Origin of the sequence: Ascidiimonas meishanensis, assembly GCF_037782385.1 — a bacterium.
GTDB classification, from domain to species: Bacteria; Bacteroidota; Bacteroidia; order Flavobacteriales; family Flavobacteriaceae; genus Ascidiimonas; species Ascidiimonas meishanensis.
Genome location: NZ_JBBEXD010000007.1, coordinates 17,622 through 33,908 on the forward strand (window position 1 = coordinate 17,622; position 16,287 = coordinate 33,908).

Genomic DNA, 16,287 nt, shown 5'->3' on the forward strand with positions numbered 1-16,287 from the left:
TTTAATGTTTTTTAAACATATAAGAGGATAAATGTTTGTAGAATCCTATGATTAATTATTGAAGAAATGTTCTTTCAAATATAAATAACGCTAGAGATGAAAAACTTGCTTCTGTAAATTCAAATTCTTTCTATGGGTGCAGGACGTTTTCTAAGTGGCTTAATTTCAAATACCAATTTTCTTTTATAATTGATAAGTGGTTTTTCTATAAACCAATAAGATAAGCTTGCTAATACAAATACGAAGAGGATAGGCAAGGCAAAATCAATAATAGTAACAGGTTGAGAGTCCAACTGATTTTTGGTGATGCCCCACCAAAAAAAGATTGGATAATGATATAAATAAATTCCGTAGCTTATTTTTCCAATAAATGCAATTGGCTTATTATTGAATAAGTCATTAAAGGAGCTTTTCCTGTTTTCCTGCAATAAAACAAATATGAATAACAATAGAGAACAAATAGAAAAAAAGAATAATAAAAGTGCTCTTTTGGGAATTAGAGATCCAAAAACACCTTCTACAGAAATAATTGCCAGAAGATAAAAGATTATTCCAGTAAATAGGATTAGATAATTTTTCTTTTGAGATTTGATATTTCTCACTTTGTATTCATGAAATGCAAGTAAAGAGCCCAATCCTAGAGAAAGTATTCTAAACTGCGTTCCCATATAAACCATACTGTCTGCAACCTTTTTCTCAAAACTAGAATAGACAAGTATTAAAGATGCTGTAACTATTAATACAATGATAGGTAAAGTATATTTTTTTAATTTTTCTAAGGAACAAAAATAGATCAGTAAGGGCCAGAGCAAATAATAATGCTCTTCAACTGCTAAAGACCATGTATGTTCCAAGGGATGTAGTATGTCGTGAAATGAAAAATAGTAATTAGATCCGTAGACGGCAAGGTACTCCATGCCTTTCCAAGAAAATAGAAAACCACATATTATAATGGCTAAATAATAAATAGGAAAGATTCGTAAAGCTCTTTTAATATAAAATGACTTCAAAGAGAATCTTTGTTCTTTTTTTTCTTTAATTATAATTCGGGTAATTAGAAAGCCACTTAAAATGAAGAAAATATCCACTCCAAGATAGCTCAACTTTAAACCATCAATCATGTGAAAAATAGCTAGACCTATTTCTGTATTTGATAACCTAGGCATATGAGCCAATACAATCATCAAAGCAGCATATCCTCTTAAGCCATCCAGAACACGAATCTTCATACTATTTAGTTTACTTAAAAGTGACTAACTTTTATTTAACGCCCAAATTAAATACTTTATTTAGTTAGTAAACATAAAATGAAATCTAAACTGCACTAACTTTTTTGATTTACCCCTATTTTTTTAAAGATAACTTTTATATAGTAACTAAAAGTTTTAAGAGAATGTTTAAAGTACTTTAAAAAAAGCCGGTATTTGTCTATTTATAAACTGCATGTAATAATTGTATTGCAATTTTAGATCAAAAAACATATCCCATATACGTTAACAAAAAATTGAATTGTTAAGATCAATGACAAATACCGACTAAGATCGGTCTACAAGCAATGATAAGGTACAATAACCATTGCTTGAAACCTTTGCTGAACCTTATAAACAGTTGTAAGATAGTAACTATAGGTAATAAATTGATGGTAATAGTAATAACCGATATATAATTACTAAAAGGTGGTTACATATTTTAATAAATGAAATTTGTTCTTTAGAAAGAACTTATTCCGTTTCATTTTATTTACAGAAATATCAAACCTAGAATAATGTTTAAACAATCAAAAAACATGTATTTGAATAGAATTCAAAAAATGAAAAAAGCGATATTTAAAAAAAGGTTATTTTAGATTTAGAAATCTGTAGAGCGAGTTGATTCTTCGTTTTGAAATTGGCAAGTATTTTTGAGTAGTCATTTTCAAGTAGTTTCCATCTTTTTTATGAATGTTCATAGCAAAATCCATATTTACAAGTAGGGAATGATGAATTCTGAAAAAGTTATTATTGTTTAATAATTTTTCATATTCTCCCAGATTCTTGCTCGCAATTTTAGAGGTTTTGTCTTTTAAATGAAAAACGGTATATCTTCCATCCGATTCTAAATAGACTAATTGATCAATCGATATTATTTCTACATCTTCCATAGAAGGTATTGCCAAAAACTTTAATGGAGCATTATTTTCGGGCAATTCATTTTTACTAGATGCTAATTTTCGTAATTCAATATTACGTTTCGCTTTTTTTAAAGCAAGCATTAAATCTTCTGCTTTGAGGGGTTTTAAAATATAATCTGTTGCCAGATGCTTAAACGCTTCAATAGCATATTCCCTATGAGAACTCGTTACAATAATTTCAACTTCATGCAAATTGGCCATTTTTTCAAGAATTCTAAACGAATTTTCGCCGTTTAGATTCATATCTAAGAAAATAATTTCGGGTTTAACTTCTTTCAGAAATTTTTTTGCCTCCTCAATAGATCTGGCAGTACCTATAACAGTGATTTCCTCAAAATATTGAGACAAAAGCAGTGTCAAAATATCAATATGATCCTGTTCATCTTCCACTATAAGCGCATCAAATCCTACCATATAAAATTATAAGTTTCTACAAAACCAAATATAACAAAATATTTAAAGCAAGGCTAAAACAGTGGTGCCTTTTCCAAGTATACTTTTTACCCTTATTTCTCCTTTATGAGTAGCGGCGAGTTCTTTACAAAGAATGAGGCCCAAACCTGAACCCGGTTCATTAGCAGTTCCTTGCTTTGACGTCATTTTAGTTAACTCGAAAAGGTTTTTCATAGCAGCTTTAGAGATGCCAATTCCATTGTCATCTACCTTGAAAACTAATAATGTTGAGAGTTTTTTTGCACTTATGTGTATGGTGCCATTTTGTGGAGTATATTTAATAGCATTATTTATTAGATTAGATAAAATAGATGTAACGATGTTTTTATCTAAACTTCCCGTTAGTTCTTTAGGGCATCTATTAATAAGTTTTATTCTTTTCTGTGCAGCCAGTTCTTCATAGATACTAATAGATTCATCTATAAGATTCTTTGCATTTAAGGTTTCTTTATTGACTGTAATACCTCCTTTTTGCAGAATAGCCCAAGACAATAGATTTTGAGTTAGTTGATAGTTCTTATGGGCGGCTTTATGTAAAGTGATAACATACTTTTTTATCTCGTCTAGGGTTAAACTATCAAAGTTATCAGTCAAAATATCTGCATAACCTAGCATAATGTTGTAAGGCCCTCTAAGGTCATGCGCAATAATAGAAAAAAAACGTTCTAAAGAAGAATTAGCAGCATTTAGTTTATTATTTAAATCTTTTTCAATGTCCAATGAACTGGCAATTTCATTACGTTGTTGATTTACTATTGAGTTAGTATGGCTCAATTCTAACGCAAATCTCTGATTTTTTTTATAGGCAACATAAATAAACATAGCCACAATGCATAGTGCGGCAAGAATAACCAGTAAAAACATACGTAAATTTTCTGCCCTTTCTAGTGAATATTGTTTTACTTTATTATCCTGTTTTAGCTTTTGATTTTCTTTAAGGTTGGTTTCTGATTTTTGTTCAGACTGTAACTCCAAGTCGTAATAAATAGTACTAGAGGTATAGGCAAGGCTATTATCAAGTACGGTGCTTTCTTCAATAAAAAATTTATGTAAATCTTGAGTTTCCTTTTTTGTGGAAGATAAATTTACCCAGCTATTTTCCAAATATGCAGAGTTCTTTATATAAGAAGCATGTAAAGAAGTATATATTAGTAAAAGGATTAATAAGATATTGTTTTTCATTTTTAAAGACAATTAACTTGGGGCACAGACCTTCAAAAGAAACTATTTTTTGTATTAAGAGTATGATGCCAATAATAGAGATTTAATATTTTTGACATACATAAGGCTTAATAATTTAAAAGCATACATGTCTTATGAGACTAACTTTTAAGAATTTTCATAACAAATAAATGTTGTTTTGCATACTACTCAACGGTGGTTGTTTTTCTTAACCAAGTGTTTTGAAATAGTGTTTTGTGTTTCATCATATAAAACTACATTTAAAAAATAATCAATATTATGCAGTGGTATCATTTAGGTATGGCTCGTACTCTTTTTTTAGTGATTTAATAACAATAGTAAGATGGTTTTCAACTGTTTTTGGTTTGATTTGCATAATTTCTGCAATCTCTTTAACCTTATAATTCATTATTCTTTTTAAATAAAATACTCTTTTCTGTCGTTCGGGCATTTTATCGATAGATTTCATAATTCTATCTTCTAGTAGAAAATCATTTCTTAAAGGGTTTGTTGGTACTTCACAATCCAGGGAATGATGTTTTATTTTATTCTTTTTTAGTTGATTGTAAGTGCTAAATTTAATCGCTTGATATAAGAATCCCAGTTTATTATTTATTTTGTCATCATCGTTCTGATATCTTGAATGAATAGAAACAAAAACATCCTGTGTAATATCTTGAGCCATATCTTCGTCTCTACATATCTTAAATGCATATTGTTTTAAAAGATCGTAATTGTCCAAAAAAAGTTCACAAATGTTCTTATTCTCCATTAACAGTTTTTTAATTGGAAATTTTCTGGTTGAAAAAGCCTCCAAGGGGATCAAACAAGTTTTAGACTAAGATATTAAAATTAAATATAATAGGGATAATTTAGTAAAATAAATGAATAGTAATAAGTGGGATTAAGTGTTGAGAGGATGGTCTAATATCTTAATAACTGAATTTTGAAAATTTTAATGGCTAAAAGCTTAGTTTATTTCATTTTTTAGAGAATATTACATCTTATTTATTTTAGATGTAGGCAACAAAAATATCAGGCTGTATTCCATGACTATTGGAAAGGTAATTGCATATGAGAAAACAAAGCTATAAATACAAACCTGATATTTAGTTATTATTATTATGACTAAATGGACGCAAATTCAATTTGTCAATTTTAGATATTCACATAAATTCTTGCTTCCCAAGGTCTTAATGAAATTGTTGAGTTTTCTATGTAAGTCTTAGTTTCTGAATAATTGGACATAATTAATTTATAATCTTGATAAATTACGGATAAGTTATGTGATATTTTTACATCAGACATATTAAGAATTACAAGATGTGTTTTACTCAAACCGGTTCTTGTATACGCAAACAGACTTGTGTGATCTGGAGCTATATCTTTGTAATTGCCATAGATTAAATCATCATTGTTTTTTCGAAGTGCTAACAATTCTCTATAAAAATGAAAAACAGACGTAGTATCTGTTAATTGGTTTTCTACATTTATTTCCTTATAGTTAGGGTTAATTATAAACCAACTTTTATTACCATTAGTGAAACCTGCTTGGCTATCTTTAGACCATTGCATGGGAGTTCTACTGTGATCTCTACCAGATTTATTTAGTTCTTCTATATACGTTTCAACTTTTACACCACTTTTAAGAATTTGTGGATAATTTCCTTTCACTTCTACATCATCAAATTCTTCAATAGATTGAAATTCATAGTTAGTCATACCTATTTCTTCTCCTTGATAAAGAAAAGGGGTCCCTTTTTGTGTCAAAGTTAACATCGCTAAAAGCTTTGCAGACAATACGCGGTATTGTGGGGAAGTACTTCCAAATTTGCTTACACTTCTAGGGTTATCGTGATTATTTAGAAAAACAGTTGGCCAATGGAAATCGTCACAAGATGCTTGTTGAGTAAATAATTTTTTAAATTCCGGCAAAGTCCATTCCTTTTGTTTCCAATTATCTCTGCCAACACGCACAATATCAAATATAAAGGCTAGATTAATTTCTTCGTTTCTTTCGTCTGTTATTTCCACAGCTAATGTATCACTTACTCCAAAAGCTTCACCAACCGTCATCACATCATATTTAGACAGCACCTCGGCATTCATTTCTTTTAAAAATTCATGTAATCTGGGGCCGGATGCATATACGGTTTCAGGATATTTTAATTGATAATCATTCATTTCAGGAAAGGATTGATCTTTAGAAATTAAAGTAATAACATCCATTCTAAATCCATCAACACCTTTATCAAGCCAAAATTTCATAATATCATACACTTCTTCTCTTAGCTTAGCGTTTTCCCAATTTAAGTCTGGCTGTTTTTTAGCAAAACAGTGTAAGTAGTATTCATTGGTGTTACTATCTTTTTCCCAAGCAGAGCCACCAAAAAAAGAAGGCCAATTATTAGGTGCTTCATGTTCATTTCCAGGTTGCCATATGTAGTAATCTCTATAAGGGTTGTTTTTAGATGATTTGCTATTCTTAAACCATTCATGTTCATCACTTGAATGGTTTACTACTAAATCAATAATAAGTTTGATATCATTTTTTTTAAGTATTTGTAGCATTTCATCAAAATCTTCCATGGTACCAAAAGCTTCCATCACTTTGCGATAATCACGAATGTCATAACCATTATCTGCATTTGGAGAATCATAGTGAGGACTCAACCAAACAATATCTATACCTAGCGTTTTTAGATAATCAATTTTGGAAATTATTCCTCTTAAATCTCCAATACCATCATCATTAGAATCTTTAAATGACCTAGGATAAATTTGGTATACTACTTGCTCTTTCCACCAAGTTTTTTTAATGTTTTTCATAGTTGTGATCATAAGATTTGATTGAACTCTATGCGTTCTCCATTTGGACCTAAAATATTGAAATATCTACAGCCGTTCTTCCAAAAAGGAAGGGAAACAGGTTCATTTTCGAGAATATTGAATTGTCGTTGTTTCAAATTATCAAATACATGGTCTACATCTTCTACATCAAACGCTATATGATCTATTGAACCAGCCGTACGTTTTTTTATTTCTGGCAATTCTGAATCTGGGAGTCTATAGATTTCAATTAGCACCTCACCACTCTTCATCATTACTACTTCTCCTTTTTCTCCATTATACTCAAAAGAAGAAGACATCACTTTTTCGAAACCAATACTTTTATAAAATTCCTTGGATTTTTCTAAGTCAATAGTAGGGATACCAACATGTTGTATCTTTTTGATTGCAATATTCATTTTATACTAAGATTTACAGAGTAGCTTTATATTTTATTGACTAAGACTAGTGTCTAAATCAACTTTTTTTGAAATGCGTAAACAAAGGATTGCAGCAATTACCCAGCAGACCCCGGCCAAGACTAATGTATTTCGTGGGTCTCCTTGCAATAAGCTGTCATAGAACAAGGGTAAAGATAGCATCATTAATATTTGAGGAATACAAACAAAAGTGTTAAGTAGCCCCATATAAACGCCCATTTTTTCTAGAGGAACACAAGCAGAAACTATAACATAAGGAAGGGTAGTTACCGCAGCAAATCCAATACCCATTAAAAAGCACAATACAAAAACTAAATTAATATCTCCGGCTATTTGCATTCCTAAAAACCCAATAGCACCTATAGCAAGACTAAAAGAATACGTTTTTCTGGAGCCAATACGTTTAATAATGGCAGGCATCAGAAAAGCTATAATCATAGGAGACACATTAAAAATAGAACTCGCAATTCCTCCCATAGATACTCCTTCGCTAAATCCCGAATAGCTGGAATCTGGAGCACCATAGATATGTCTGGCTATTGAAATTGATAAAAATTGCCACATAAGAGGCATCGCTGCCCAAACCAAAAGTTGGACCCACCATAGTTGTTTCATTACTAGCGGCATAGATTTGATGGCTTCAACTATTTCAGAAAACGAATGTAAAAAACCATTTCTTTCGGCTTTATTCCGCTTAAATTCTTCCAAATCTTCAGGAGGATATTCCTTTGTTGAATAGCCGGTCCATAAAATAGAACTTACTATTACAATTGCACCTAATATAAATGCATATTTAACGAAATCAGGAACGGTATTGATCTCAGCGGTGGTAGAAAAACCAAGTTTAGTCAATATAAAAGGTAAAAACCCAATAAATAAACCACCAATTCCCACAAAAAAGGTTTGCATAGAGAAACCAAGTGATTGTTGTCTTTTTGGTAAGATGTCTCCAACCATTGCTCTAAAGGATTCCATAGAAGAGTTAATTGAGGCATCTAAAATCCACATTAGACCAGCAGCCATCCAAACGGCAGAAGAATATGGCATGGCTACTAGTGCAATACCTGCAATAATAGCCCCAGCAGTAAAATATGGACGTCTGCGCCCCCATTTGCCCCAAGTGTTATCACCCATAGCCCCTATAATAGGTTGTACCACAAGCCCAGTAACTGGTCCAGCCAGCCATAATAAAGGTAGATTATGCTCATCTGCTCCAAGATACCTATAAATAGGACTCATATTTGCAAGTTGAAGCCCCATCCCAAATTGTATTCCCAAAAATCCAAAGCACATATTCCATATTTGAAAAAAGCTTAAGCTTGGTTTTTCTTCTGTAGCCATAAAATTGTATTTAAACGTTTAAACTGTTGATTCCTATTATTTATTTTTAGTAACTTGATTGATTCTATACTACAATTAATTCACCTTTCAGTATTTCTTGAATTGATTTTTGATTTGAATTGGTGATTTCAGATATTAAAAAATCTACCGCTTTTTTACCCATTTCCTCCAAAGGTTGTTTAAAATAAGATATAGATGCAGGGAAAATTTCATAGTATTCTACCTCATCAAATCCCATAATTTGAATCTTTTCTGGGACTTTTAATTTATTTTTGGTAGCGTATTTTAATCCAGAAAGGGTAAAAATATTGGTTGCAAATAGCAAAGCATCTATGTCAGGATTATCTTCTAATAATTCAGTTAGGGCTTTAGAAATGTTAGCGTCAATATCTGAGATACATACTTCTTTAATTTTACCATCTTTATTTAAGCCATTGGCTCGGCAAGCTTCTATAAAGCCTCGTTTTCTCTCCTGTAAATGGTAATAGCCTGTTTTTTGTGTAATAAATCCAATATTTTTCCTTCCATTCTCTATAAGTTTACTAACACAGGTAACAGTGGAATAATAATTATCATTTGCAACATAATTAAAAGAAAGCGAAGGAAAATATCTGTCAATTAATACATAAGGAATGCCTTGACTCTTTATGGCTTTAATTTCTTCAATGCATCCTTCACAAGGAACAATAATTAAACCTTCAACTTGATGTTGTGTAAACGTATCAATTAAATGCCTGAATTTTTCGAGGTCTTCATCCATACTGCCTATTAGTAAGATATAGTTTTGTGATCTTACATTGTCTTCAATAATGCGGGCAATTTGAGCAGAAAAGGGGTTTGCTAAATCTGCAAGAACAATTCCAATCGCTCCGCTTTTTTTAGTTTTCAAACCTTTGGCTAGCGGATTTGGACGATAATTAAGCTTTTTAGCTATAGCTCTTATCTTATGAGCAGTTTCTTTTTTAATTCTATCCGGATGTCTATTGTTTAATACATAAGAAACCAATGCAATAGATACTCCTGCATCTTTTGCAATATCACTAAGTTTTGGGTTTTTTCTAGGAGTCATATATATTAATTGATGCAAACATAGTAAAATTTATTTAAACGTTTAAACAACATTTACAGGTAATGATAATTTCATTATTAAAACAATACGGAGTCTCTAAAATTCAATTATTCTTTTACTCTTAAAGATCTTAACCCACACTCTTCTTATTAAATAATCAAGTCCTAATAGAATTAATTTGAAAGAATTTTTTATCAAATAAAAAGGTAAATAAACTCAAAGTAGGAAGGGTTTCACGCGAGATTACCGAGAATTGATTTCACACATTAAGTCTAAAAATTTACATTTTCTTTCTTTTTCAATTAGGGGTAAAATGATGGTTTTAGTACTTAACTACAAATGAAGCTTATTGAATAACAAAATAGGCGTCAAAATAAAATTTCGGTTACATAAAAGCGGGATAATTAAAATAATAAAAACAATTTAAAATAAGTAGTTATGGTAGGAGATATCGAAAATCAATTAGGTGCAGGGAGCGTTCCCGAGGTCACTGATGCTGTAAGGCGCATGTTTGAGCTGGAGAGGAGAATAATAGAAGCAAAATATCCAGGCGATGCTGAAAAAGTAGAGGCAACCTTGAATAGATATATTCAGAGATATCCAGAAATGGAAAAAAAGCTTAAAGAAGATATTTATGGAAAAGATGCATTCAATATAGAATTGGTAGTGCCTGATCTTATACACGAAGCACAATTGTCAGAATTTTTCGGAACTGTTTTAGATAAATATTCCAAATTCAGCACAGAGGCAATTGAGAAAGATTATATCAACACGCCCAAAGCTTGGTTTGAATCGAAGTCTAATAGAGCGCGTTTAGTATTGGCTGAAGCTACTAATTTTAATCTTAAAGAAATTGCAGCTGCAGTAATAAATGCGAGTCCGTTAGAACGGGTAGTAGCTGTAGGATTAGAGGTAGGAGAAAAGCAAGAGGCTTTTAAAGAAGCATTAATAGAAGAGTGGCAAATAAAATTTGAGGCTAAAGGAGATGAATACCAAGCTAAAGTAATGAATGCTTTAAGTGAAATCACTCAAAAACCTTTTACAGCAAATCTTGCAGACTATGACATACAAGATTTAATGGGACCTCATACTTTTACTAATAATCAAGATATCTCATTGGGAAATTTGAATCGGGAATTAGGAAGTAGTTTTCATTCAAAAATTGATGAAGTTATTTTGCTAGGGAACGAGAATAAGTTAGCAGCAGAGTTGCCAATCCTTTCAGAAAAGATTGGAGCACAGCAGTATTTAGCTTTAAAAGCTTCTGCTTTTTCACTTAGAAATAATTCTCCATTTTGGACTGCGCACCTGAGAGCCGAGCACGAACCTCTAAAAGTGCTTACCTCCTCCAAAAATCCAGAAGCTATCCTTTCTCCCGGAAAATTTGATATAAATCCAGATTTGGATCGAATTTTTAGAGAAATGGGGATTAAGCATGGATTAAAAGAGAAGGAAGTAAACTTTTTAAAGAACTTGTTTCTGGACAAAAGTTTGTACATGAATAACTTGAGTCCTCAACTGTATGCTACAACTATAACCAAAGCACAATCAGGTATCAATGGAAAAGGTGCCATTGTGGTAGGAGAAGCACTTCCTTGGGCCATAATAGGTAGAATTATAGCAACTGCATTAGGTGCACGATTTGCAGTAAATGCTACCATGATAGATACTGCCAATGATATGCATCAAGAGCAGCAAGAGCACAGACTAGGCTATAAAAATATGTTTACAGAACTAGTAGTAAGCGCTCAAAATAAAGGTAATGAACCAGAAGAATCATTTGAAGGTTCACTAGACCAACTTTTTTCTACCTATGCAATGACTGAAAAGTCTGACACAGTTTCGTTACTGGTAGATATAGCAGAAGATCAAAGAATTGTTGCTTTAAAGCATGCCAATTTAGGGAATCAGAAAAATGAATTCGGTATTAAACTTTTAAAGCCTCAGCCTTTAAATTTTGCATACGCTGTAATTGCAACAGGAGTAGGACTTGCAGCTAGTTTTTCGACGTTTAGTCCATCGGTAGCTTTTCCACTGGTTGGTACAGGAATGTTTGCAGGAGCTACCTCACTTTTAGCCAAATCTTTATTTGCGCAAAAAGATGCAAATGTTGAATTGGCGCATTGGCACAGAGCTTCTGCTACGGGTAGACAATTCTCCAAAAATGTTCAAGATGTAAGAGATCATCTGATAAAGGAAAAAACAGCAGGACTCATTCCTAGCGAAGCTCATGATGAAAAATTCGACCTCGTTAAATTGTTGGAAGAAACTCTTGTTAAACTAAGCGGGGAGGAGCTTGCAACATATGGAGATCGTTTGGAGGCTATTATAGAAAGTGAAAAAGCAAAAAGGGGTTCTTATGCCGAAGAAAAAACAGAAGAGCCAGGAGAGTACCAAGAAATGGAACCACTATTGGGACCTTCTTCTGAAAGAACTCCAGAAAAAACAGAAGAACCAGGAGAGTACCAAGAAATGGAACCACTATTGGGACCTTCTTCTGAAAGAACTCCTTCAATGTTAGAAGAAGTCCTTCCTGAACCTCGCACAGTGGCTGAAGTTACTGCTCCGGCATTAGAAGATACCTCCACAGAAGTAGGTATACCCGCTACTTTGAGATCTTCAAGGAGTGAAGGTGATCTTGCTACGTTAACGGAATTAGGCAAAGTACCTACTCCTGCAACTGGTTCTCCTAAAGTAACTTCAGAAACAGATAGAGCGAGAAGGTCAAAAACAACAAAACAAAAACCTTCCTTTAGTAATTAGAGTTTAACAAAACGAATTAAATAAAAACATAAATAATTTAAATTGACAAAAATGAGAAATAAAGCAGTTTATATTGCCACTAGTGCAATGACAGTTGGAGTTCAAGAAAGTAAAACAACTCCAGGAACTTTTGATGTAGCTTTAAAATCTGGAGGCGTTGCTCCAGGAATTGATAAAGCAGTTCCAAAAGAAGATGGATTTTTAAGAGCAGGTTGGCTAGGTATCGCAGAAAGTCCAGGTGATCCTCAAAAAGAACAGGGTATGAATGATGCTCTAAATCAATGGGGGCAACAAAATGGATTGGGCGCTAACGAACTAGAAATGTTATTTGTAAATCAAACTCGTTTCAAAAGTTTTTATACAGGTGCTACCAATGGAAAACTATGGCCTCTAATTCACAGTATGCCTGAAAGAGTAAGCCAGAGAGGTTCTTTTAATAGTCATAATGAGGTTAATAAAGCCTATACTGCAAAATTACTTGATAAAATAAATCAAGATATTGCGAATCCAGAGAAACCAGAAATTCAAAGTTATGATGATGTAGTGGTTTGGGCACATGATTACCATGTATTCTCTGTTCCAGGGATGTTAAAGGAAGCCATTGCTCAACAGGAAGGACCAGATGTGCCTACAGGAGAGATTAATGTCTCATTTTTTCACCATGAGCCATGGCCAAATATTGCACCAGGTAAAGCACCAGAAGGAGCAAATGATGGTAAAATCTATACAGGTCTTAAGGCAACTGAAGATGCTATGTTTAAGGAAATTCTAACCAATTTAATTGAAGCAGATACCTTGGGTTTTCATACACAAGATGACGCAGATAACTTTGTTAAAACTATTGAGAATTTTGGAGTGATAACAGATGCTCAGGAATTAAGTGAATTAAGAGATAAAACTTTTGCAAATCCAATAGGAATTCCTAAAGAAAGACTTAATCAGGAGCTGCATCATGGCGCAGATCATATTTACGAAGGTATCCCAGCTCAAGTTGGAGCAAATGAAAGTGCATTTTTAACAAATTTAAGGGAGGCAACAGCAAAAATTCCAGCAGATCATCCAGACCAAAGATTATTAGATGCTAAACAAAGGATTTCAGATCCTAATGTACCGCCTACCCTTCATGATTACCAAAGTGTGATGGAAGGTAAGTTTTTTGATCCTCACAAAATTCATATTGGTTCTGTGCAGCGATTTGATTATACCAAGGGAATTAGTGAATTTCTGGATGCTTACAAAGGCTTTTTACAACAAAAACAGGAAGAAACTGGGCAAAACCCTGGTCAGAAGTATCAGTTTAACTTAGTCACTGGAAGAGGGAGATCAAGCCCGATACCTGCTTACAATGAGTACCAAGAAGAAGTTGTTGCCAAAATTGAAGCACTAAATTCAGAATTTCCAGGAGCTGTACACCACTATCAGAATGGTATTAACAATGCAGAACTCCCGCTTTTTGGAGCTATGAATGATATAAAACTGGCGGCATCAATAAAGGATGGATATATCTTGTCTGTAGCCGAAATGATCAATGCAAGAGAACAGGTACTGGAAAGAGATGACGCTGAAGGACTTATAACCAATCTACCATCTGGTATCATTATTAGTAATGGTGCCGGTATTGCAGAAGATCTTGGAGGCTTGGAAAGAACCTCAAACTTAGCTACACTCTCAATTGTTGAACCAACACCCCCTGCCTTAGAAGCAGCCCTTGGTGCGCAAGTTGAAAGAATAGAAAGAATGAGAGAATTACGTCGGGATCATCCAGAAGTAATTCAGAATGTCCAAGACTTACGAAATATTTCTTCCCTTATCACTAATGCAGATACTGAATTTGGTCAAACAGCTTTTAACATGATCTCGGCTAGTATAAAACCAACGGGTCTGGCAGCTTTAGCGGCAAAACCTAGAATTAATAAATCTATTCAAAGAGCAAAAAGAAAAAAGACTCGTGAGGTAGAAGGAAAACGTGCAAAAGCAAAAATGGTAGGTATTTAAATAAATATTCATTTTAGTAAAATGAGTTAAGTTGATGGAAGAGTAAGGGCTGAACATACTGTTTAGGTATGTTCAGTACCGCACTCTCTTCAAATAAACGAGCTTAAAATAACTAACTAAAAGAAATTAAAATTTAATCTGAGATTAAAACCTAATAACACTAAAGAAATTATAGTATGAAAAAATCAGCTGAAGAATTTAACGCAACCCCCACAAAAAAGTGGGCTGTTACAGACAGCGATGGAACGATGACCCCTTTTGTTCCTTTGCAAATGATGCAAGAAGCAAAGCCATCTAAAGAATATTTAGAAAACCTTAGACAAGCAAGTTTTGCCAATCCAGAAATGGGGTTTATGATTCTTACCGGAAGAAAAAATGGTGAAGCAAATAACTTTTATGGAGAGGCTTTAAAACCTGATGAAGATGGGAGAAGACCAAAAATAGTAATTGCATCAGAAAATGGAGCATTTATGCAGTTTAAGCCTATTGAGTCAGATGAATTGATGATTCCTGCAACTACTGATGGAATGAATGAATTTGCAAAGCCTATGTCTGAAGAACTTAAAGAAAGAGTTAGAAGCATTATGTCTAATGCAGCAGGTTCCCATTATACAGAAGATAGTAATGATACTTCCGAAAGCAAGTGGATTAGAGCCGAAGTAAAGACCTATGGATTTACTGCACACTACCGTGAACCAAGTAACCCCGAAGAAAAAGCAGAATTCAATCAAGTAAAAGAACAGATTAAATCAGACTTTGAAGCATTGGGAAGGGAAACCGATTTGGAAGTGCATTTGGGAGCCACAAGTTCGTTTACCGTTGAGCAGGTTTCCAAAGGAACTACAATTGCAAAATTAGCAGACAACGATCCTCAAATTCAAGCACTTTTTCAATCTCAGGGTATTACCACAGCTAAGCCAGAGAAAATGAGTTATTCTGGTGATGATGTGGGAGACAGAGCTGCCCAAACAGAACTTAATAATAGGTTTAAAGAAGGTACATTAGAAGGTTATACATCAAGACCCAATAATTTCACACCTTTTGATCCAGCTGGTAGAGTGCCAAATGGTCCTAAAGAAACAGAAGTTCAAGATTCGTTGTATATTATTGGTAATAGTGAAATGCTTCCGCAAGAAATACACCGTTCTTATTTTATAGATCCACAAGTATTAGACACCTTAGATGGTCTTAGGCAAGATCTTTCCTCAAAAGGTTTACTTCCTTCGCAAAATGGAGATCAAACCCCACCAATTGTGCTTTTAACTTCAGGTGATATCCTGATTCAGGAACCAGAACGCCTTCCTCAAGAAGCACTGAATAGCCTTAAAGAATGGGATCGCGGTAAAGTTGTATTGATAGTAGATCAGGAAGGACCAGAAAGTGTCAAGCTAAAACAAATGCCGCAAGCTAATGAGAATATTGTAGCCGTTACTTCAAAAGGAGCTGTTTATACACAAGGGGCATACCTTGATTTACAGGGCGATTTAACAGCCGCAAAAAATAACAATCAAATTACTTCTGCCAGCCCAGAACGTTCAGCAGAGGTACAAGCGCTTAGAGCAATTCAATCTGTACTCATAACTAATGGAGTGCTTCAAAATATAGAAGCAAAACCCGCAGCACAACAGGAAGTACAAGAAGATTCAAAACCTGCAGCGCAACAACAAGTACAGCCAGCTGCTCAGGTAGTACAGCAGGAAGTACAGCCAGCAGCTCAAGTAGCGCAGGTGGCTTTGGTATCGAGCATCGGACAATTGGCTGCAATGCCAGTAGTTGAAGGAGGGCCTTCATCACGTACAAGAAGAAGCACTTCTCAAGAAAGAACACAGGCTGCTGCGTCAGCAGTTGAAGGAGGACCTTCTTCTCGTACCAGAAGAGCCAGTGCTCAACCAAGAAAACCGGCTACCAAGAGACATAAAGGTGCAAGGTTATAAAATTTGGTGTTAAAACATACACTTTATATTTTATCTATTCACCCGAGAATTTTGGATTATAAATAAATATGCCTCTGTAACTTAAAAATTACGGAGGTTAATTCATCATAC

11 protein-coding genes are annotated in these 16,287 nt (G+C 33.6%); 3 read left to right on the plus strand and 8 right to left on the minus strand.

From position 1 onward, the window contains the following. Nucleotides 1-119 precede the first annotated feature (119 nt). From WBG07_RS13590 to WBG07_RS13625, 8 genes are all read right to left on the minus strand, one after another. A complete protein-coding gene (locus WBG07_RS13590) occupies nucleotides 120-1,229 on the minus strand; it encodes an acyltransferase family protein (protein ID WP_340202065.1) in 1,110 nt (369 codons plus the stop codon). Nucleotides 1,230-1,837: 608 nt separating this feature from the next. Next, a complete protein-coding gene (locus tag WBG07_RS13595; RefSeq protein ID WP_340202066.1) occupies nucleotides 1,838-2,584 on the minus strand; it encodes a LytR/AlgR family response regulator transcription factor in 747 nt (248 codons plus the stop codon). Nucleotides 2,585-2,626: 42 nt separating this feature from the next. Beyond that, complete coding sequence (locus WBG07_RS13600) at nucleotides 2,627-3,805, minus strand: sensor histidine kinase (protein ID WP_340202067.1); 1,179 nt, start codon at nucleotides 3,803-3,805, stop codon at nucleotides 2,627-2,629. Nucleotides 3,806-4,082: 277 nt separating this feature from the next. Then, nucleotides 4,083-4,577: an RNA polymerase sigma factor gene (locus WBG07_RS13605; RefSeq protein ID WP_340202068.1), complete on the minus strand. Its 495-nt coding sequence runs from the start codon at nucleotides 4,575-4,577 to the stop codon at nucleotides 4,083-4,085. Between the two features lie 386 nt (nucleotides 4,578-4,963). Next, complete coding sequence (locus WBG07_RS13610; protein WP_340202069.1) at nucleotides 4,964-6,634, minus strand: alpha-glucosidase; 1,671 nt, start codon at nucleotides 6,632-6,634, stop codon at nucleotides 4,964-4,966. 8 nt (nucleotides 6,635-6,642) lie between these two features. Next, nucleotides 6,643-7,053, minus strand: a complete 411-nt coding sequence (locus tag WBG07_RS13615) for a VOC family protein (protein WP_340202071.1) — start codon at nucleotides 7,051-7,053, stop codon at nucleotides 6,643-6,645. Nucleotides 7,054-7,086: 33 nt separating this feature from the next. Next, nucleotides 7,087-8,415 carry an MFS transporter gene (locus WBG07_RS13620; protein ID WP_340202072.1) on the minus strand — a complete coding sequence of 443 codons (1,329 nt, stop codon included), beginning with the start codon at nucleotides 8,413-8,415 and terminating at the stop codon, nucleotides 7,087-7,089. Nucleotides 8,416-8,479: 64 nt separating this feature from the next. Beyond that, the gene (locus tag WBG07_RS13625; RefSeq protein ID WP_340202073.1) at nucleotides 8,480-9,484 is read right to left on the minus strand and encodes a LacI family DNA-binding transcriptional regulator; all 1,005 of its coding nucleotides are present in this window, start codon (nucleotides 9,482-9,484) and stop codon (nucleotides 8,480-8,482) included. 438 nt (nucleotides 9,485-9,922) lie between these two features. Between WBG07_RS13625 and WBG07_RS13630 the strand changes: the two genes are divergently transcribed. From WBG07_RS13630 to WBG07_RS13640, 3 genes are all read left to right on the plus strand, one after another. Further along, nucleotides 9,923-12,247, plus strand: coding sequence for a hypothetical protein (locus WBG07_RS13630; protein WP_340202074.1), 2,325 nt, complete (start codon nucleotides 9,923-9,925; stop codon nucleotides 12,245-12,247). A gap of 51 nt (nucleotides 12,248-12,298) precedes the next feature. Continuing rightward, nucleotides 12,299-14,242: a trehalose-6-phosphate synthase gene (locus WBG07_RS13635; protein ID WP_340202075.1), complete on the plus strand. Its 1,944-nt coding sequence runs from the start codon at nucleotides 12,299-12,301 to the stop codon at nucleotides 14,240-14,242. 176 nt (nucleotides 14,243-14,418) lie between these two features. Then, the gene (locus WBG07_RS13640) at nucleotides 14,419-16,176 is read left to right on the plus strand and encodes an HAD family hydrolase (protein ID WP_340202076.1); all 1,758 of its coding nucleotides are present in this window, start codon (nucleotides 14,419-14,421) and stop codon (nucleotides 16,174-16,176) included. Nucleotides 16,177-16,287: the final 111 nt, after the last annotated feature.